At 68.1% G+C, this 20,287-nt stretch carries 17 protein-coding genes; 3 read left to right on the forward strand and 14 right to left on the reverse strand.

The features are described 5' to 3' along the window. Positions 1-94 precede the first annotated feature (94 nt). The 3 genes from AC0IZJ_RS04325 (at position 95) to AC0IZJ_RS04335 (ending at position 3,208) form a co-directional block, all read left to right on the forward strand. The gene (locus AC0IZJ_RS04325; RefSeq protein WP_471847145.1) at positions 95-748 is read left to right on the forward strand and encodes a DsbA family oxidoreductase; all 654 of its coding nucleotides are present in this window, start codon (positions 95-97) and stop codon (positions 746-748) included. A gap of 87 nt (positions 749-835) precedes the next feature. Further along, entirely contained in the window at positions 836-2,164 is a 1,329-nt protein-coding gene (locus AC0IZJ_RS04330; protein WP_471846990.1) for a PEP-CTERM sorting domain-containing protein, read from the forward strand. A 60-nt stretch (positions 2,165-2,224) separates the two neighbouring features. Then, positions 2,225-3,208 (forward strand): recombination-associated protein RdgC, encoded by a 984-nt coding sequence (locus AC0IZJ_RS04335; RefSeq protein WP_471846992.1) that lies wholly within the window; start codon positions 2,225-2,227, stop codon positions 3,206-3,208. A gap of 55 nt (positions 3,209-3,263) precedes the next feature. Here AC0IZJ_RS04335 and AC0IZJ_RS04340 read toward each other — a convergent pair whose 3' ends face one another. The 14 genes from AC0IZJ_RS04340 to infB all read right to left on the reverse strand — a co-directional run bounded on the left by AC0IZJ_RS04340 (position 3,264) and on the right by infB (position 20,270). Next, entirely contained in the window at positions 3,264-4,343 is a 1,080-nt protein-coding gene (locus AC0IZJ_RS04340; RefSeq protein WP_471846994.1) for a type II asparaginase, read from the reverse strand. Positions 4,344-4,535: 192 nt separating this feature from the next. After that, a complete protein-coding gene (locus AC0IZJ_RS04345) occupies positions 4,536-6,635 on the reverse strand; it encodes a TonB-dependent receptor (RefSeq protein ID WP_471846996.1) in 2,100 nt (699 codons plus the stop codon). A gap of 91 nt (positions 6,636-6,726) precedes the next feature. Continuing rightward, a complete protein-coding gene (locus AC0IZJ_RS04350; protein WP_471846998.1) occupies positions 6,727-7,155 on the reverse strand; it encodes a hypothetical protein in 429 nt (142 codons plus the stop codon). 163 nt (positions 7,156-7,318) lie between these two features. Further along, entirely contained in the window at positions 7,319-7,789 is a 471-nt protein-coding gene (locus AC0IZJ_RS04355) for a CYTH domain-containing protein (RefSeq protein WP_471847000.1), read from the reverse strand. Next, a complete protein-coding gene (locus AC0IZJ_RS04360; protein ID WP_471847002.1) occupies positions 7,779-9,023 on the reverse strand; it encodes a DEAD/DEAH box helicase in 1,245 nt (414 codons plus the stop codon). Before AC0IZJ_RS04360 ends, AC0IZJ_RS04355 begins: the two co-directional genes overlap by 11 nt. 79 nt (positions 9,024-9,102) lie before the next feature. Next, positions 9,103-9,939: a hypothetical protein gene (locus AC0IZJ_RS04365; RefSeq protein ID WP_471847004.1), complete on the reverse strand. Its 837-nt coding sequence runs from the start codon at positions 9,937-9,939 to the stop codon at positions 9,103-9,105. 360 nt (positions 9,940-10,299) lie between these two features. Continuing rightward, complete coding sequence (locus AC0IZJ_RS04370) at positions 10,300-10,866, reverse strand: methylated-DNA--[protein]-cysteine S-methyltransferase (RefSeq protein WP_471847006.1); 567 nt, start codon at positions 10,864-10,866, stop codon at positions 10,300-10,302. After that, positions 10,863-11,807, reverse strand: coding sequence for a tRNA dihydrouridine(20/20a) synthase DusA (dusA, locus tag AC0IZJ_RS04375; RefSeq protein ID WP_471847147.1), 945 nt, complete (start codon positions 11,805-11,807; stop codon positions 10,863-10,865). Before dusA ends, AC0IZJ_RS04370 begins: the two co-directional genes overlap by 4 nt. Positions 11,808-11,912: 105 nt before the next feature. Next, on the reverse strand, positions 11,913-13,028 hold the full coding sequence (locus AC0IZJ_RS04380) for an enoyl-CoA hydratase/isomerase family protein (RefSeq protein ID WP_471847008.1): 1,116 nt from the start codon (positions 13,026-13,028) through the stop codon (positions 11,913-11,915). Beyond that, positions 13,025-13,891: a DMT family transporter gene (locus AC0IZJ_RS04385; RefSeq protein WP_471847010.1), complete on the reverse strand. Its 867-nt coding sequence runs from the start codon at positions 13,889-13,891 to the stop codon at positions 13,025-13,027. The genes AC0IZJ_RS04380 and AC0IZJ_RS04385 overlap by 4 nt, the downstream gene beginning before the upstream one ends. Positions 13,892-13,997: 106 nt before the next feature. Then, positions 13,998-15,821: a translational GTPase TypA gene (gene typA / locus AC0IZJ_RS04390; protein ID WP_471847012.1), complete on the reverse strand. Its 1,824-nt coding sequence runs from the start codon at positions 15,819-15,821 to the stop codon at positions 13,998-14,000. Positions 15,822-15,847: 26 nt separating this feature from the next. Further along, positions 15,848-16,834, reverse strand: coding sequence for a tRNA pseudouridine(55) synthase TruB (gene truB / locus AC0IZJ_RS04395; RefSeq protein ID WP_471847014.1), 987 nt, complete (start codon positions 16,832-16,834; stop codon positions 15,848-15,850). Next, positions 16,827-17,207, reverse strand: a complete 381-nt coding sequence (rbfA, locus tag AC0IZJ_RS04400) for a 30S ribosome-binding factor RbfA (protein ID WP_471847016.1) — start codon at positions 17,205-17,207, stop codon at positions 16,827-16,829. Before rbfA ends, truB begins: the two co-directional genes overlap by 8 nt. A gap of 72 nt (positions 17,208-17,279) precedes the next feature. After that, on the reverse strand, positions 17,280-20,270 hold the full coding sequence (gene infB / locus AC0IZJ_RS04405) for a translation initiation factor IF-2 (RefSeq protein WP_471847018.1): 2,991 nt from the start codon (positions 20,268-20,270) through the stop codon (positions 17,280-17,282). Positions 20,271-20,287 lie beyond the last annotated feature (17 nt).

Below are 20,287 nucleotides of genomic sequence, written 5' to 3' on the forward strand. Positions count from 1 at the left end.
GCCGGCCCGTGCGGCGCGCGTGTGGCCTTCAAGCGCAACCCCGTCACGCTCGGCGCGACCTTGCTCAGGCCGGGGTTGGCGCCGGCCCGTGAAAATGCCGCAGATGCGCATCGACTTCATCTCCGACATCGTCTGCCCCTGGTGTGCCATCGGCCTGTATTCGCTGGAAGCGGCTGCGGCGCGCATCCCGGGGCTGGCGTTGGACCTGCACTTCCACCCCTTCGAGCTGAACCCTGACATGGGCACCGAAGGCCAGGACATCGAGGAACACCTGGCGCACAAATACGGCGCCAGCCCCGCCGCGCTGGCCGGCACGCGCCAGGCGATCCGCGAGCGCGGCGCAGAGCTTGGCTTCACTTTCAGCATGGAAGCGCGCAGCCGCATCTACAACACCCGCAGCGCCCACCGCCTGCTGCACTGGGCCGACGAGGCCTTTGGCGCCACCCTCCAGCGCACGCTCAAGGTGGCGCTGCTGGCGGCTTACTTCACCGATGGCCGCAACGTCTCCGACCCCGCCGTGCTGCTGGAACTGGCCACCGCGGCCGGCCTGCCCGAGGCCGAGGCGCGCGAACTGCTCGCCGGTGACCGCTACGCCGCCGAGGTCGCCGAGGCCGAAGCCGAGGTGCACGCCCAGGGCATCCATGCCGTGCCGGCGATCATCGTCAACCAGCGCCACCTGATCCAGGGCGGGCAGTCGGTCGAGGTGTTCGAGAAGCTGCTGCGGCAGGTTGTGGACGAAGTCGCCTGAATGGCTTGAAGGCAGGCATCCTCAGCGATGAGGATGCGAGCGTGAGACACGCTCACTAGGCTCGGCGGCCACCGCCAGGAGCCTGCCATGAAGACCTGCCTCGTCCTCCCCGGCCTGCTTGCCGCCGCCACGGCGCTGGCCGCGCCGCCCACCGCACAAAGCCCCTTCCACATCCGCCAGGCCAACAGCGCCAACAGCGGCAACCACGCAACGGGCGACATCCTCGTCTGGGGCATCCAGAACGTGCAGCCGCCGGCCGCCAGCCCGGGCGCCTATGTCTACGGTACGTCCGGCGTCTGCCCGACGGGCAAGACCTGCGACTCATTCGCCACCGACCCGGACTGGGTCAAGGCGCGCCTCTACGAGCGCGACTGGACGCTGACGCCGCACCAGTACTTCGCATCAACGCCGTACGACGCGGCCCTCACCGGTTCCAGGCGGCTGCTGCTGTCGACGGCGTCCAACTTCTCCGCCGGCAACACGCTGGTCGTGCAGACGCCCACGGTCGGCGACGTGGGCGCCATGCCCTTCGTCCAGTCCATGACGGTCAGTGGCTCGGGCCTCACGCCCACCATCAGCTGGACGCTGCCGGGCATGACGCCGGACGGCATCGACACCATGCGTATCCGCGTGCAGGACAACACCCACCCGGTCACGGTCGAGGCCCGCAACGGCGTGCCGCGCAGCTTCGAGCAGTCCGACCTGATCTGGCAGAGCCCCGTGCTCGCCACTGCCGGCTTCACGCTGCCCATCGGCGTGCTGAGCTACGGCACGAGCTACTCCATCAGCATCGACCTCGCCCACACGCGCGGCGACGGCAGCGTGGACGCGCGCTCCAGCTCGTACTTCGACTTCACGCCCATCGATCCCGCAACCCTGCCCAGCGGTGTCGGCAACATCGCGCTGCCGACGCTCAAGCCGGTGCCGACCGTCGACGGCGAGCTGGCCGGGCCGGTCTACGGCTTCCACGTTGAGGATGTCGGCCCCGACCACATCACGTTCATCGACCCCGTCGTCGCCACCGGCTTCAGCTACGCCACGGGCGCGGGCGACCCCAACTTCAAGGCCGTGCAGGTGGCCAGCAACGTCGGCGACGGGCTTTACGAGGTGTGGACCCGGTCGGGCGACGTCTGGCAGAAGACGGCCGATGGTGTCGCGGCCGGCGTGACCTTCGACTTCATCGCCCATGGCTTTGCCGGCGGCGTGAACCAGTTCGAGATCCGCGGCATCGAGGCATCGGCCAACGTCAACGCGTTCGACGTGACCGGCTTCGTCACCGGCCTGAGCTTCGTGGCCAACGGCAGCTTCACCGGCACCATGCAGGCCGTCACGACGGCCGTGCCCGAACCTGAGACTTACTGGCTGTGGCTGGCCGGTGCCGGCGCCCTGCTGACCTGGCGCCGGCGCCGGACCTGAGACAATGACGCTCTGTTTCCGAAGCCCGCCGCTGGCGGGCTTCTTGTTTCTCCAGAGCCCATGTTCAAGAACCTGATCACCTACCGCATCGGCGAAGGCTGGACGGCCGACGCCAAGCTGCTCGGCGAGCAGCTCGCCAAGGAAACCTTCCTGCCCTGCGCCCCGACCCAGCCCCTGGCCGTGGGATGGGCGCCGCCACGCGGCATCGAGCACGCGCCCCTCGTCGAAATGGTCGACGGCCACTGGCTCGTCAAGCTCAAGCGCGAGCAGCGCCTGCTGCCCTCCTCGGTCGTGCAGGAGCGCGTGGATGAGCTGGCCGAGCACATCGAGGCCACGACCGGCCGCAAGCCCGGCAAGAAGGCCAAGAAGGAGCTGAAGGAGCAGGCCGAGCACGAGCTGCTGCCGCGCGCCTTCACCAAGACTTCCGCCACCCAGGTGTGGATCGCCCCAGCGCAGCAGCTGCTGTTCGTCGACGCCGGCTCCACCAGCCGGGCCGATGAGGTCATCACGCTGTTGATCCAGGCCAGCCCCGGCCTGTCGCTGCAACTCGTGCAGACAGCCGAGAGCCCGGCCGCCTGCATGGCCGCCTGGCTGCTGGACGGCGTGACGCCCGAGGGCTTCCAGATCGAGCGCGAGTGCGAGCTCAAGGGCAGCGACGAGCAGAAGCCCGTCGTGCGCTACGCCCGCCATCCGCTGGACATCGAGGAAGTGCGCGCCCATCTGACCAGCGGCAAGATGCCCACGCGCCTGGCCCTGAGCTGGAACGAGCGCGTCGCCTTCACGCTGACCGAGGGCTTCGCGGTCAAGAAGATCAGCTTCCTGGACCTGGCCTTCGAAGGCCGGGCCGAGGCCAGCGGCGATGAAGCTTTCGACGCCGACCTGGCCCTGGCCACGGGTGAGCTGAGCCGATTGATCCCGGCGCTGATCGAAGGCCTGGGCGGCGAGCACGACTTCGCTGCCGCGGGCTCGGCACCGGCACTGGCGCCAGCCGCCCTGCCCGCCAACGTCCCCGAGGAAGCGCTCAGCGAGTCACCGCCCTGGTAACACGCCAGGCGGCGCTATGCGCTGCGCGCAAGGACTCGACCAGCGTCGCCGTCGATCAATATTCCCAGAAGATCCGCTGCAGCTCAGCGGTGGTCTGTGGCTTGGTCAGGGCCACGGCAGCCAGGATCTTGGCCTTCTGGGGGTTTAGGTCATGGGCCACCACCCAGTCGTACTTGTCGTCGGGCTGTTCGGCGTTGCGCAGCACGATGCCGTCAGCCACGCGGCTGGAGCGGATGACCAGCACACCCTTGTCGCGGATGGACTTGAGCTTGTCCACCGCGTAGTTGGGCACCGAGCCATTGCCGGTGCCGGCGTTGATGATGGCTTTCACGCCCGGCGTCGCCGCCGCGTCGTACATCGCCATGTTCATGCTGCCCGAGCCGTAGACGATGGACACGTCCGGCAGCGCGTCGATGGTGTCGATGTCGAACTCGGAGTTCGCGGTGTGGCGCTTGGCCAGGCTGCGGAACCAGAAGGTCTTGCCCTCGACCACCATGCCCAGCGAACCCCATTGGCTGCCAAAGGCGCTGGTCTTGATGTTCACGCGCTTGGCTGCGTCACGGCCGGACAGGATGTCGTCGGCCATGGTGATCAGCACGCCCTTGCCCTTGGCGCTGGGCGACGCCGCCACCACCACCGCGTCGTACAGGTTCAGCATGCCGTCGGCCGACATCGCGCTGCCCGGCCGCATCGAGCCGACCACCACGATGGGCTTGTCGCTCTTGACCACCAGGTTCAGGAAGAAGGCGGTCTCTTCCAGCGTGTCGGTGCCGTGGGTGACGACCACGCCGCTCACTTCCGGGTCCTTCAACAGTGCGGAAACACGCTTGCCCAGGGTCACCAGCTTGTCGTTGGTGAAGCTCTCGGAGGCGATCTGGAAGGCTTGCTCGCCGCGCACGTTGGCCACGCTGGCCAGTTCGGGCACACCGGCAATCAGCTTGTCCACTGGCACCTTGGCAGCCTGGTAGGTGGCGCTGTTCAGCGCCGAGGCGCCAGCACCGGCGATGGTGCCGCCGGTGGCGAGGATCACCACGGTGGGTTTGGCTGTCTGGGCCAGCGCCGGCAGGCAGGCGAAGGCGCTGGCCGCCAGCAGCGAGGCGCAGGCGGCGCGCAGGCCGAAGGTCATGGATTGCATGCGGGGTTCTCCTCTGAGGGTAAAGACAGAGCGCGAGTAGATGCGAGAAACGGGCCAGCATGGATACCGATCCAGCATTCACGCCTTCAGCAGGCGCATGACTCTGGTGCATTGCCTGGATCGGGCCGCGTGCAAAAGCGCTTCAAGGTGGCGCCACCGCCAGCAGCTCGCCATCGCGCGGCGTCACCCTCTTCAGAAGCCCATCTTCAGCGTCACACGCAACGTGCGGGGCTCAGCGGGGTGGACATGCCGGTCGGCCACCGGCGCGGCCTCTCCGGGCAGTTGCGACTCGTAGAAGTACTCGATGTCGTTGAGCTTGCGGTCGGTCAGGTTGAACACGTCCACCGTCAGCTCGGCCTTGTGCCACAGCTTGCGGCTGACGCGCAGGTTGGTCGTCAGCGACGCGCGTGATCGCACGCTGTTGTCCTCGATCAGGGAACCCGAGCCGAGGTAGCGCCATTGCAGGCTGGCCGACCATGGGCCCAGTTCGCGGAGCGTCACGGCGATGGAGCCGACCTTGTCGACGGCATTGGGGATGCGGTTGCCGCCCGCATCAAAGTCCGCAAAGCGTGCATGCGTCCAGGCGAGGTCGGCGTCGATGAGCAGCCAGGGCGCGGGCACATAGCGGTTGTTCCATTCGATGCCGTGCCGCTTGCTCGGCCGGTTCGCTTCGGTGGCGCCAGCGTCGCCGACGTAGACGAGCTCGGAGTCGAAGTCCAGCTTCCACAGCGCCACCGAGCTTTGCAGGCCCGGCACCCACTCCGTGCGAACACCCAGCTCCAGGCCGCGTGCGGCGACAAGACCCGGCACCCTGTCGACGGCATCGCCGGTCCGGGGGTCGACCGCGGCCGTGGTGCCGCGCGCGTCGTTGCTGTGAAAGCCCCGACCGGCGTTGAAGAAAAACTCCGTCTTGGCCCAGGGGCCGGCGATCAGCGACAGCTTGGGCGACAACAGATGCGCCGAGGCGCTGCCGGAGTTGGCTGGGTTGCTCAAGCTGTTGACCTTGAAGCGCGCCTGGTCTGCCCGCAGGCCGACGACGCTGCGCAGCCAGGGCGTCAGCTCCACCGAGGTCTGCCCGTAGACGCCAAGCTGGGTCTCGCGCACCTCGTCGTCGCGCGTGGTGCCGGTGATGCGGCGCTCCACGGTGTCATACAGGCCGACGCGGATGCGGTCGTGGCGCAGTTGCAGGCCGACTTCGCTCTTCGCCGGCAGGTTGCCCAGCCCGTGCTCCACGGCATGGCTGGCGCTGGCACCGTAGACGCTGCGCTTGTCCTGCTGCGAGAACTGGTCGCCGTCGTCGGGGCGCTCCAGCGCATAGGTGAAGTTGGAGAAGAGCTTGAGCCGGTAGTTCATCGCATAGGCCGCGACGTTCGTGGTCTCGGCACCCGTGTTGCGATGCCATTCGCCGGAGACGCTCGTGCGGCGCGTCTCGCCGCCGTCGCTGGTGTCGATGGCGTCGAAGCGGCCGAAGGGCTGGCCGTTGTATGTGCCTATCGTGATGAGGCGCTCGGGCACCTGGTCGGTCGACTGCCAGTTCGCGTCGTAGCCCATCAAGCTGGCGCTCCAGCCCTCGGTCTTCGTACCGCCGGACAACGTGGCTACCCCATTGCTCTTGCGCAGGCGCTCCGGCAACTTCCACGGGCCGTCGTTGTGCTGGACCTCCACGGCACCCAGCAGGGTCAGCCCACCCCCGATCGCCGCAGAGCCGGCGCCGACGAAGCGCTGGAACTGACGCTGGCCCAGCGTCAGCGCGGCAAAGCTCTCGTCGAGCGTGCTGCGATAGGCGATGTCGGCCGAGCCGGCGGCAGCGAAGTTGCCGTTCTTCGCAAAGTACGGCCCCTTGCGGTACTCGATGCGGTCCACCAACTCGGGGATGAGGAAGTTCAGGTCCGAATAGCCCTGGCCGTGGCCGTGGCTCGGCATGTTGACCGGCAGGCCGTTGACGCTGGTGGCGAAGTCGGTGCCGTGGTCGAGGTTGAAGCCGCGCAGGAAATACTGGTTGGCCTTGCCGTCGCCGGAGTGCTGCGTGACGATGAGGCCGGGCACGAACTCCAGCACTTCGCCGGGGCGCAGTGCGGGGCGGCTCTTCAGCAGTTCGGCGCGGATGGTGCCTTGCGAGGCGGCGTCGGCGCTGCCGATGGCGTTGTCGTAGTGGCGGCCCGCCACTTCAACCTTGTCGAGCACGGCGGTGGCGACGACGACGGGCCGTTCAACCTGCGCTTGCGCGGCGGAAGCAGCGAACAGGCAGGCGACAGCGGCCAGCAGCGTCGGCTGGAAGCGATTCTTGGGCATGGAAAATCTCGGGAAACCGGGGCCTGCGGGCGTGCGCAGGGGCCACCTGTCGCAGCAGGACAGGCGGAAAGCAGGAGGCGTTCGGCTGAGCTCAGCCGCGAGGCGGCGTCAGCGGTGGCGCGACGACCCGGTCGCGCCAGTCGCGACCGGCAGTGGCCGGCCGCTCGTTGCGCTCGCCGACCGGCAAGGCCAGCGCAGCCGGCAGCCAGGCCAGGAACGCGGTCGCGCCGCTTTGCACGGAATCGTCCGCCGGCTCGCCGACCTCAAGCACATCGGCCTGGTCTTGCGAGTGCTTGTGGAACACGCCGCCGTGCGCATGCAGCTCCGCCGCCGGCCCCTCGCTCACCACCCAGCTGAGCCTGGCCGCCTGCAGACGCGGGTCCTGGGCGGCATGCAGATGGTCCAGCAGCGCCCGCAAAGGCGACGGCGACGCCGTTGCGGTATGCACATGGCGGTGCCCTTGCAAGCTGGCCATGAGCTGGGCCACGCTCTGCAACGGCAACACAACGAGCAGCAGCATCAGGATGCCAGTGCGCGTTCGTTGCAGCAGGGATGACAGGATGGGGGGCACGGGTGTGGGGCAGACCAGGACGGCGCATCTTCGTTGGCTGGCATTGCCAGCCTGTGACATGCGTCACCGGACTTACGCAGACCCGCAGCGGCCGGATTCGCCGCCCCCTAATTCAGCGGCCCCAGCTCGTGAACGGGTGCACCGCCAGGTTGGCGTTGACGTAGCGGCCATCACCGGTCACCTCGTCACCCAGCCATGCGGGCGACGCGAACGACTGGGCTTCCGAAGCCAGCTCGATCTCTGCGACGACGAGGCCGGCATTGGCACCGAGAAACTCGTCCACCTCCCAGGTCATGCCATCAAACGGGCACAAGTGGCGGACCTTCTCGACGACGGGGCCGTCGCACAGCGCCAGCAGCGCCTGGGCGTCCGTCAGCGGCACTTCGTACTCGAACTCGGCCCGCGTGGCGCCGTGCGTGGCGCCCTTGATGGTCAGGAAGGCCTGCTGGCCCGCGATGCGCACGCGCACCGTGCGGGCCGGGTCGCGGCTGAGGTAGCCCTGGCTGAAGCGCGTCTGGCTCGAGGCCTGGCCGCGCCAGCCGTCGTCCGTGACGAGGAACTTGCGCTCGATCTCAATGCCCATGGTCGGCTGCCCTGGCCGCGGCTTCCCGCAGCTTGTCCTTCTTGCTCTTGCGCGTCGTGCTCTTGATGCCACCTGCCGCCTGCGCCTCGCTCGCCACGGCCTCGGGCTCGAAGCCGGCGAGGCGCTCGCGCGGAACGCGCTGGCCCTGGCGCTTCTCGATGAGGCGGAAATGGCTCTCGGCGTTGTCCGGGCTGTCCGCGCAGATGAAGCTGATGGCCAGGCCTTCGGCCCCCGCCCGGCCGGTGCGGCCGATGCGGTGGGTGTAGTCGGCCGCGGAGCGCGGCAGCTCATAGTTGATGACGGCGTCCAGCGCGTCGATGTGCAGGCCGCGCGCAGCCACATCGGTGGCCACCAGCACCTTGACGCTGCCCGCCTTCAGCGCGGCCAGCACGTCGCCGCGCGCACCCTGGCTGAGCTCGCCATGCAAGGCGCCGGCCTTGAAGCCATGGGCAAAGAGCTTGTCCGACACCAGCTCGGCGGCGTAGCGGCTGGCCACGAAGACCAGCACCCGCTCCCAGCTTCCCTCCTTCAGCAACTGCCGCAGCGCGGGCAGGCGCTGCGCGCGGTCGAGCTGGATGGCGCGCTGAGTGATACGCGGCGGCGCTTCCTCGATCTCGATGCGGACCGGATCGCGCAGCAGTTGCCCGGCCAAGGCCTGCACGGACGGCGGAAATGTGGCGGAGAACAGCAGCGACTGGCGCTGCGCGGGCAGCAGGCTGAGCACACGCTGGAGCTCCTCCGCAAAGCCCTGGCCCAGCAGGCGGTCGGCTTCGTCCAGCACCAGGCATTGCACGCCGGCCAGCGTCAGGCCGTTGTGATCCAGCAGGTCGAGCAGGCGGCCGGGCGTGGCCACCATCACATCGCAGCCGCCGCGCAGCGCCATCAGCTGCGGGTTGATCGACACGCCGCCAAAGGCCAGCGCGACCCGGGGCCGGTGCAGCAGCAGGGCCGCGACCTCGCGCAGGAACTCGGCGGTCTGCACCGCCAGCTCGCGCGTTGGCGCCAGCACCAATGCACGCGGACCGGGCCGGGGCGGCGAGTCGACCAGCCGTTGCAGCAGCGGCAGGGCAAAGGCAGCCGTCTTGCCCGAGCCGGTCTGGGCCAGGGCCAGCACGTCGCGGCCCGCCAGCACGGGAGGCAGGGCGGCCACCTGGATGGCGGTGGGGGCGTGGTAGCCCTGTTCGCGCACGGCGCGCAACAGGGCGGGCGTGAGGCCAAGGGATGCAAAGGACATGCGCGATTGTCGCGGCAGCGCAGCGGCACGCCGCAGAGTCACGTGACCTCGTGCGGGGCAAGCTCGGCCGACTGTGCGATCAGGGCGTCGTGGTGAACGACCACACAAGGCTTAGCGGCGTTACGCCCACGATGCCGTCAAACTCGACCCGGTAGGTCGTGCCGGCGGCCAGAGGCGCATGAGGCACAAGCGCCGCCTCACTCGCCGTCAGGAGGCCGTTCCTGTCGTTGGCGCCGGTGACTGCCGTGGCTTCAACAGGTGCGCCGCTGCTCGCAGTGAACATGACGAAGCGCGTGACCTGCACCACTGCGCCCGCATGCAGCGTGATGGGATAGCCCTCGACAAGACCGGCAGCCAGCGGCTTCACGTCGGACGGGTGCATCCGCGTTGGCAAGCCCGTTGCGCCGTCGCGTGGCCACACGGCGAAGACGTCGGGGTTGGGCAAGGCCGCGCCGGCCGACACCGTCGTGTCCAGCACCAGAGCCCGCCGCTGACCGCCCGCTTCGGCCGAGTAGCCCAGGCCCACCTGCTGCAGGCGCGCGTCGAGCAGGACGATGCGCCCATAGAGATTGCTCAACATGTCGTTGGCGTAGGCCCAGGGTTCGGGCTCGGCGCCGGCCGCTACCCTGTACGCCAAGACGATCTCGGTGCGCTGACGCAGCCCCGGTGACTCGGTCGAGGCGACGCCCGCAGCGGTCAGCCGTTGCTCAAGATCGGTGCCGGTGAAGCAAGGCCGATCGGGTGACTCGGTCACGCCGGCTTCGTTGTTGACGATGACATACCGGGCGTGGGCCTGCGCCGTGCCGTCCAGAGCGGGCAGGCGCGTCAGCTGTGGCAGGCCCAATGCGAGGCGCGTCAGGTTGACCAGCGCGAAAGCGCCCGAACGGGGCTGGATCAGATCTTCCGGCGTGCACACGACGCCACTGCCGGGCGCACTGGCTTCCGAAGGAGGCGGCGGAACGGCGGGCGACGGCGCCGATGCCGCTGGCGACGGGGATGGTGCCGGTGAAGGAGCCGGCGCAGCGGGCGCAGGCGACGATCCGACAGCGCCGGAAGCTCCCCCGCCGCCGCCTCCTCCGCACGCGGCCAAGGCCATTGCCAAAAGCAAGGCCGCAGAGTTCCGCGCATGCTGGCGGGTGTAAGACATGGACGGCTCCTGATCCGCGTGGCCCCCGGCCAGGTGCCGGTGTCACGATTGGAAAAGGCACTTTGTCCAGCAGCCATCGGCCAAGGCAGGAGCGCCTCGTAGGACGCCATCCACCGCTTTGTCAGACAGTTAAAACAAGCGTTGCTGGTCGCCCGCGAACTGACCCGCGGCGCGCGCTTCGATAAGCAGCATGCGCCGCTTGGTCTCGACGCCGCCGGGCGCCGAGAAACCTGTCGGCGCACCGCCGGCACCCATCACCCGGTGACAGGGCACGATGGGCGCAAAAGGGTTGTGGCCCTCGGCTCGACCCACCGCGCGCGCCGCGCCCGGCTCGCCCAGCGCTGCCGCCAGTTCACCATAGGTGCGGGTTTGGCCGACGGGAATCTGGCGCGTCAGCCACAGCGTCTGACGGTCGAACTCGGGCACGCTGCGGTCGTCCAGCTTCACGGCCAGCAGCTCTCGGTGGTCGGCCGTCTCCCCGGCCAGCAGGCGCCGGATCAGCCCAATGGCCGCGAGCACCGGCGCTGGCGGCTCGGCCTCGATGGCATTCTCAAATCGGCGGTGCATCAGGTCCCGCAACGCATCGACGTCGGCGGCCGGCAGTTGCGACCCGATCAGGCCTTCGCCCGCATCGCCACGCCACGCCACACCGCAATGGCCCAACGAGGTGGCGAAGACGGCGAACTGGGGCGTCATGCCAATCGGCCGAGCCGCGCGGCGGTGGCCTGCGCTGCGACCTCACGCGGTGGCAGCGTCTTCAGCCGGTGGTCGCTCCAGACCTGGCGCCAGCGCCGCGCGCCCGGCGTGCCGTTCCACAGACCCAAGGCATGGCGCATGGCGTAGGACCAGGAACGGCCGGCGGCGTGCACGCGTGCGAGGTAGTCCAGCCAGGCGTCTTCGACCTGCTCGCGAGACGCAGCCGGGTCGGGCTGGCCGAAGAAGCGCGAATCCCATTGCGCCATGCTCCAGGGCTCGTGATAGGCCTCGCGGCCGACCATGACGCCGTCCAGGTGGGCAAGCTGTCCGGCGATCTCGTCGGGCGTCTTCAGGCCGCCGTTGATGGCGATGGTGAGCTGCGGGAACTCGCGCTTGAGCTGCGCCACCCACTCGTAGCGCAGCGGCGGGATCTCGCGGTTCTCCTTGGGGCTCAAGCCCTGCAGCCAGGCATTGCGGGCATGGACGATGAAGACCTCGCAGCCGGCCTCGGCGACGGTGCCGACAAAGTCGCGCACAAAGTCATAGCTCTCGTTCCTGTCGATGCCGATGCGGTGCTTGACGGTGACGGGCAGCGACGTCGCGTCGTGCATGGCCTTCACGCAGTCGGCCACGAGCTGCGGCTCAGCCATCAGGCAGGCCCCGAAGGCGCCCTTCTGCACCCGCTCGCTGGGACAGCCGCAGTTCAGGTTGACCTCGTCATAGCCCCAACGCTCGGCCAGCCTGGCGCAGGCTGCCAGATCAGCCGGCTCGCTGCCGCCGAGCTGCAGCGCGACCGGGTGCTCCTCGGCATTGAAGTCCAGGTGGCGGGGCTGGTCGCCGTGCAGCAGTGCGCCGGTCGTCACCATCTCGGTGTAGAGCAGGGTGCGGCGCGTGATGAGACGGTGCAGGTAGCGGCAATGCCGGTCGGTCCAGTCCATCATCGGCGCGACGGACAGGCGCCAGGGAGAAAAAGCTTCGGAATTCACGCCGTGATTATCGAGGGCCTCAAAGTTGCCCTCCGTGCCGTCGTTGGAAGCGCTGTCCCTTCAGCTCAGGTCACGCAGGGGATGCTCGGCCGGCGCCCATGGGCTGACGAAGAAGGCGGCCACCTCGCCGGGGTCGACCTCGGCGACCGTGGCCGGAACCCAGCGCGGTGCGTGGTCCTTGTCGACAGCCAGCGCACGTATGCCCTCCACCGTCTCGCTGCGCGCCGCTCCACGCAGGTGGAAGGCGTGGTGCATGAGGTCGCGCTCCAGGCGCAGGTCGTCGGCCAAGTTCAAGCGGCGGCCCCGGCGCACCAGTTCAAGCGTGACGGCCAGCATCGTCGGTGAGCGCTTCAGCAGCGCCGCGCGCGTGTGCCGCGCCCAGTCGTCATTTGCGCGAGCCAGCGAGTCCAGGATGTCGGCCAGCGTCGGCAGGCTGAAATGGCGGTCGATGCGATCGGCGACGGCCTTGGGGTCGGACGACGGCGCGAGGTCGACGCGCTCCATGACGGTGGCGACAACATGCTCGGCGCTGGGCTGGGCGCCGTGGCGCAGGTCGTCAATCAGCGCGGGCCAATGCTCGGCGCGCACGAAGACGTCGCCCAGGCCCCATTCAATCGCGTCGCCCGCCGCGATGGACTGGCCGGTCAGCGCCAGCCATTCGCCCACAAAGCCGGGGCATTGGGCGAGAAACCACCCGCCGCCCACGTCGGGAAAGAGGCCGATGCCGGTCTCGGGCATGGCGAGCGTGGAGCGGTCACTCAACACGCGCAGCTTGGCGCCCTGGCTGATGCCCATGCCGCCGCCCATGACGACGCCGTCCATCAGCGCGATGTAGGGCTTGGGGTAGTTGTGGATCAGGTGGTTGAGGCGGTATTCCTCGGTGAAGAAGTCGCCGAGCGCCGGGTCGCCGGCATGGGCGGCCTGGTGAAAGAAGCGGATATCGCCGCCCGCACAGAAGGCCGGCGGCTTGCCTTCGCGGCCGGCACCCAGCACGGCCACGGCCTGGATCTGCGGCAGTGCGGCCCAGTGGCGCAGCAGCGCCGTCACGTCGCGGATCATGGCCAGCGACAAGGCGTTCAGCGCCTGCGGGCGGTTCAGTGTGATGAGGCCGAGGCAGCCGTTGACTTCGGCGAGGACGTGGCCATCGGATACCAGGGGCGGGATCAGGTCGCTCATGCGTTTTTCAATGCAGGGTTGACGGAAGGAGGCGCCAGGGCTTCATTGGCGATCAGGGCGGCGAGCACGAGGCTACCGCCGATCAAGGCCGCGCTGCCTGGGTGTTCGCCCGCAAACAGCCAGGCCCAGAGCACGCCAAGCAGGGTTTCCGCCTGACCGAGCAAGGCCATCTCATGGCCGGGCAGCTCGCGGGCCAGACGCACGGCCAGCAGGCAGGGGATGGCGAGCTGGAAGACACCGAGCAGCGCCAGCAGACTGAGGTCGTGGGCACCGGCCTGCAGCGGCCAGGCAAGCGGCAGCGTGACGGCCATCGAGATCAGCGCGCCGATGAGGACGGCGGGCAGCATGTCACCGCCCTCCCCGACCTTCTGCAGCAAACACCAATTGGTCGCTGCGGCGAGTGGCACGCCGAGCGCGACGAACACGCCCAGCAGCGGCCCGCCCAACTGACCGCCGAACATCCACGCGATGCCCGCACCGGCCACGGCAATCGCCCACCAGGTGCGCGCCGGAATCGGCTGCCGCAGGAACACGCGCGCAAAAACCGCCGTGAACAGCGGCGACAGCGACATCGTGACCAGCACATTGGCCACCGTCGTCAACGACAGCGCCACCATGAAGGCCGTGAACATGACGGCCCAGCACAGGCCGGACGCCCAGACCGCCGTGCCGCGCATCGCCGACCAAAGCGCCCTGCCCCGCATGAAGCCAAGGATGACGACCAACGCGAGCGCATTGAACGCACTGCGCCAGAACGTGATCTCGAAGCCGCGCGCCGCGTCCAGATGCCGCGTGACCACGCCCGCCGAACTCCACATCAGCGTGACCAGCAGCATCAGCAAGACAGCAGATCGGTGAGTCATCAAGACGAGCGCCCCTTTCGGGGCGCGGGCAATCAACTGGCTAGAACCCCCTCCTGGAGGGGGGGCTGGGGGGAGCTCAAGGCGCCGCGCAGCGTGTGTCGAGCGCTTATGCGCGCGACGCGCGCTTGCGTTCGTTCTCGGACAGATGGCGCTTGCGCAGACGCACGCTCTTCGGGGTGATCTCGACCAGCTCGTCGTCCTCGATGAACTCGACGCCGTACTCCAGCGTGAGGTCGATCGGCGGCGTGACCTTGATCGCGTCTTCCTTGCCGGAGACGCGGAAGTTGGTCAGCTGCTTGGTGCGCGTGGCGTTGACGATCAGGTCGTTGTCGCGGTTGTGGATGCCGACGATCATCCCTTCGTAGACCGGGTCGTTCGGCTTGACGAACATGCGGCCGCGGTCGTCCAGCTTGCCCAGGGCGTAGGTGAAGATTTCGCCCGCATCCATCGAGATCAGCACACCGTTCTTGCGGCTGGCGATGTCGCCCTTGTGCGGCTCGTAGCCGTCGAAGATGTTGCTGATCAGGCCCGAACCGCGGGTCAGGTTCAGAAACTCGTTCGTGAAGCCGATCAGGCCACGCGCCGGGATGCGGTACTCCAGGCGCACGCGGCCACGGCCGTCCGGCTCCATGTTGACCAGCTCGCCCTTGCGCTCGCCCAGGGCCTGCATCACGCCGCCCTGGTGGATTTCCTCGACGTCGGCCGTGACCAGCTCGATCGGCTCGTGCTTCTCGCCATCGACGGTGCGGAACACCACGCGCGGCTTGGACACGGCCAGCTCGTAGCCTTCACGGCGCATGTTCTCGAGCAGGATGGTCAGGTGCAGTTCGCCCCGGCCCATCACTTCGAAGATGCCGTCTTCATCGGTCTCGCTGACGCGCAGCGCGACGTTGCTCTGCAACTCCTTCTGCAGGCGGTCCCAGATCTGGCGGCTGGTGACGTACTTGCCTTCACGGCCGGCCAGCGGGCTGGTGTTGACGCAGAAGTTCATCGTCAGCGTCGGCTCGTCGACCTTGAGCATGGGCAGCGGTGCCGGGTCGGTCGGGCTTGTCACGGTCACGCCGATGCTGATGTCGTCGATGCCGTTGATCAGCACGATGTCGCCCGGGCCGGCCGAGGTGGTCTGCACGCGGTCCAGGCCCTGGAAGGTCAGCACGTTGTTGACGCGACCCTTGTAGGTCTTGCCGTCCGGGCCTTCCATGACCAGCACGTCCATCGCGGGCTTGATCGTGCCCTGGCTGATGCGGCCGACGCCAATGCGGCCGACGAAGGTGGAGTAGTCCAGCGCCGAGATCTGCAGCTGCAGCGGCGCGTCAGGGTCACCCTTCTGCGCGGGCACATGCGTCAGGATGGTGTTGAACAGGGCCGACATGTCGGGGCCCCACTGCTCACCGGGCGCGCCTTCGGTCAGCGAGGTCCAGCCGTTGATGCCCGAGGCGTAGACGACCGGGAAGTCGAGCTGCTCATCGTTGGCGCCCAGCTTGTCGAACAGGTCGAAGGCGGCGTTGATGACGGCGTCGGGCTTGGCACCCGGCTTGTCGACCTTGTTGACGACGACGATGGGCTTGAGACCCAGGGCCAGCGCCTTCTTGGTCACGAAGCGCGTCTGCGGCATCGGGCCTTCCTGCGCGTCGATCAGCAGCACAACGCCGTCGACCATGGACAGCGCGCGTTCGACTTCACCGCCGAAGTCCGCGTGGCCGGGGGTGTCGACGATGTTGATGTGCGTGCCTTCCCAGCTGACGGCGCAGTTCTTGGCCAGGATGGTGATGCCGCGTTCGCGTTCGATGGCATTGCTGTCCATGACGGTGTCGACGACCTTCTCGTGCTCGGCGAAGGTGCCGCTCTGACGCAGGAGCTGGTCCACCATGGTGGTTTTGCCATGGTCGACGTGGGCAATGATGGCGATGTTGCGGATCGGGGTGGTCATGAGACGTGCTTCTAAAAAAAACCGGTTCAGGCGGAGAGCAGAGCCTGGACCTCCGGCGGGGTCAACAGGCGGTCGGCGATCAGTTCGCCAGAGGTGATGTGGGCGCTGCCGAGAAAGGCACGCGATTCGGGGCCGTAGACGCGCACGCGCTCGGCATCGGGCGCGTCGACACGGCGGCGCAACCCGGACAGGAAGCGGACGGCCTCTTCGGCCGGCAGGCGCAGCTCGGGCGCGTCGGCCAGCAGGCCGTCGGGTGAAGTGAGCAGCGCGGCGCGCTGCTCTTCGGGCAGGGCTTCCAGCGCGGTCAGCGTGATGCTGCCGTCGAGCGTCAGGCTGCCGGAGCCCGTGCGGCGCAGCGCGGCCAGCGACGCGCCACAGCCGAGCTTCGTGCCGATGTCTTCGGCCAGCGTGCGGATGTAGGTGCCTTTGGTGCAGCGGACGTCGAGGGTCACGGTGCCAGCCTGCACGGCGACGATGTCGACGGCATGAATCGTCACGCGACGGCTCTTGCGTTCGATCTCGATGCCGGCCCGGGCGTATTCGTAGAGCGCCTTGCCTTCATGCTTGAGCGCTGAGTACATCGGCGGCGTCTGGTCGATCTCGCCGGTGAAGGCGGCGCAGGCGACGGCGATCTGCTCGGGCGTGATGCCGTCGACCTCACGGCGCTCCAGCACCTCGCCCTCGGCGTCGCCGGTCGTCGTGCGGATGCCCAGGGCCAGCGTCGCGAGATAACGCTTGTCGGCGTCCAGGCTGAGCTGGCTGAACTTGGTGGCGGCACCAAAGCACAGCGGCAGCAGGCCGGTGGCCAGCGGGTCCAGCGTGCCGGTGTGACCGGCCTTCTCCGCACGCAGCAACCACTTGGCTTTCTGCAACGCGTCGTTGCTCGACAAGCCCAACGGCTTGTCGAGCAACAACACACCATGCAGGGCGCGGCGCTGCACCCGCACGCGAGGCGGGCGGTTGGCATCCTGGACACGAGGCCGACGGGCCGCTGCGACGACAGCCTCAGTCATTCGGTTCCTCGTCCTCCAACGCGCGTGTCGCGTTGGCCTTGTTGATGAGCGCACTCATCTCCGCCGCACGCTCGATGGTGCGATCAAACTGAAAATGCAGCGTCGGTACGGTGTGAATCTGCAGGCGCTTGAACAGGCCGTTGCGCAGGAAGCCCGCGGCCTCGTTCAGCGCTTCCTGCGTCTCGGCCGGGTCGCCGATCAGCACCGAGAAAAATACCTTGGCATGGACGTAATCGGGCGTGACCTCGATCGCATTGATCGTGGCCATGCCGATGCGCGGATCCTTGAGCTCGCGGATCAGCTCCGCCAGATCGCGCTGGATCTGGTCGGCGACGCGGAAAGCTCGGTTGGGGATGGCGCGTTTGTGTCTCATGGCGGTTTCCTAAAAGGACAAACCCCGCCCCTTTCGGGCGGGGTCTGCGGGGTAAACCCGAAGGGCAGACGGTCAGAGCGTGCGGGCCACTTCCTTGATCTCGAAGAATTCCAGCTGATCGCCTTCCTTGATGTCGCTGTAGTTCTTGAGCTTGATACCGCACTCGAAGCCTTCCTTGACCTCGCGGACGTCGTCCTTCTCCCGCCGCACCGAGTCCACCTCGCCCGTGTAGATGACGGTGTTCTCGCGCAGCAGGCGGAAGCGAGCGCCACGGCGGACCAGACCGCTGGTGACCATCGAGCCGGCCACCGTGCCGATCTTGGAGGCGACGAACACGACACGGATCTCGGCCGTGCCCAGTGCTTCTTCGCGCTGCTCGGGCGCCAGCATGCCGGACATCGCCTTGGTCACGTCATCCACAGCGTCGTAAATGATGCTGTAGTAACGCAGATCGACGGCGTTGCCTTCGGCCAGCTTGCGCGCACCGGCATCGGCCCGCACGTTGAAGCCGATGATGACGGCCTTGGACGCGATGGCCAGGTTGACGTCGCTCTCGCTGATGCCGCCGACCGCCGCGTGGACGATCTGCACCTTGACCTCGGCGTTGCTGAGCTTGAGTAGCGAAGCGGCCAGCGCTTCCTGCGAGCCCTGCACGTCGCTCTTGATGATGAGCGGCAGCGTCTGCACGTCGCCGGCGCCCATGTCGCTGAACATGTTCTCCAGCTTGGCGGCCTGCTGCTTGGCCAGCTTCACGTCACGGTAGCGTCCCGAACGGAAGGTGGCCACTTCGCGGGCACGCCGCTCGTCGCCCAGCACCATGAACTCGTCGCCGGCTTGCGGCACTTCGGTCAGGCCCTGGATCTCGACCGGGATGGACGGGCCAGCCTCGGTACAGGCCTTGCCGTCTTCGTCCAGCATGGCGCGCACGCGGCCGAAGGTGGAGCCGGCCAGCACGACGTCGCCGCGCTTGAGCGTGCCGCTCTGCACCAGCACCGTCGCGACCGGGCCGCGGCCCTTGTCCAGCCGGGCTTCGATGACGAGGCCCTTGGCCATCGACACCACCGGCGCCTTCAGTTCAAGCACTTCGGCTTGGAGCAGCACCTGCTCCAGCAGCGTGTCGATGCCCTCTCCGGTCTTGGACGACACGCCGATGAACGGCGACTCGCCGCCAAATTCTTCCGGCACGACCTGTTCGGCCACGAGCTCGCTCTTCACGCGCTCGGCGTTGGCATCCGGCTTGTCGATCTTGGTCATCGCGACCACGATCGGCACGCCAGCGGCCTTGGCATGGTGGATGGCTTCCTTGGTCTGCGGCATGACGCCGTCATCGGCCGCACAGACCAGGATGACGATGTCCGTCGCCTTGGCGCCTCGTGCCCGCATCTGCGTGAACGCGGCGTGACCCGGGGTGTCGAGGAAGGTGATCATGCCGCGCGGCGTCTCGACGTGATAAGCGCCGATGTGCTGCGTAATCCCACCAGCTTCGCCGGCCGCCACCCGCGAACGGCGGATGTAGTCCAGCAGCGAGGTCTTGCCGTGGTCGACGTGACCCATGACGGTGACCACCGGCGCGCGCGCCAGAGATTCGTGCTGCTGCTCGGCGGCGCTGCCCTCTTCTTCGAGGAAGGCATCGGGGTCGTCCAGCTTGGCCGGCAATGCCTTGTGGCCCATTTCCTCGACGAGGATCATGGCCGTTTCCTGGTCCAGCTGCTGGTTGATGGTGACCATCTGGCCCAGCTTCATCAACTGCTTGATGACCTCGGCAGCCTTGACCGACATCTTGTGCGCCAGATCGGCGACCGAGATGGTCTCGGGCACATGGACCTCGATGGTCTGCTGTTCGACAGGCGGCGTGAAGCTCGAGCTGTTGTCGTCACGACCACCACGGCCACCGCGGCCACCGCGCGCCGGAGCACGCCAGTTGCCACCGCCACCCGGGCGGTTGGCGCCGGCGGGGCCCGAACCGATGGTCTTGAGGCCGCGCTTCTTGGCGGCGTCATCGGCCCAGCTGGACGACAGCTTCTCGGACTTGACCGACTTCTTGTCGCCCGGCTTGGCGGTCGTGCTCCCGGGAGCGGCCGGTGCGCCAGGCGCGCCAACCTTCTTGTGGATGGTGCCCTTGATGCCCGCAGCCGGTTCGGCCGGCTTGGGCTCTTCCTTCTTGGCCGCGACCATCACCTTCTTGGGCGCGTTCATCATCGCGCGGATGGCAGCGGCCTCGGACTCGGCGGCCTTGCGGCGGCGGGCCAGGTCGTCCTGCTTGTTCTTCTCTTCGGCAGCAGCGTCGACGGCCTTGACCACACGCAGCAGCGGCTTGGGCGGCTCGACCGGAGCAGCAACCACGACCGGTGCCGGTGCTTCCACCGGTGCAGCAACGACCGGCTCGGGCGCGGGCGCCTCGACCGGTGCTGACTTGCTGCGGCGGCTGGCGGCGGCCTTGTTGATCGCAGCGGCCTCGGCAGACGCCTTGTCCGAGCTGCGCTGACGCGCTTCGGCAACGGCCTCCGGTTTGGCGGCTTCGGTTGCAGCCTGTGCGGCGGCAGCGGCTTGCGCAGCAGCGGCGGCTTCGGCGGCGGCTTGCTCCTCGGCGCGGCGCGCCTCGGCGGCTTCGCGGGCGGCGCGCTCGGCGTCCTCGCGGGCCTTGACCTTGGCGTTCAGCTCCTCTTCCTGCTGGCGCAGTGCGGCGGCGTTGGCTTGCGCCTCTTCCTCGCGACGAGCCAGATCGGCTTCGTCCTGGCCGCTACCGGCCTCGTCAGAGGCGTCGTCACGCTTGATGAAGGTGCGGGTCTTCTTGACCTGGACCTGGATCGTGCGGGCCTTGCCACTGGCATCGGCTTGCTTGATCTCGGTGGTCGACTTCTTGACGAGCGTGATCTTCTTGCGATCCGCCCCGGCAGTGCCGTGGGAAGAGCGCAGGTGGTCGAGCAGGCGTTCCTTGTCGTGCTCGCTCAGCGAGTCATCGACGGAAGACTTCTTGACGCCCGCGGCTAGCAGCTGCTCCAGCAGCGTGCTCGCCGGCTTGCTCAGCTCGGCGGCGAATTGGGCGACGGTAGTCACGGCCATGTGGGGATCCTTAAATT

The organism is Roseateles sp. AC306 (assembly GCF_979253795.1).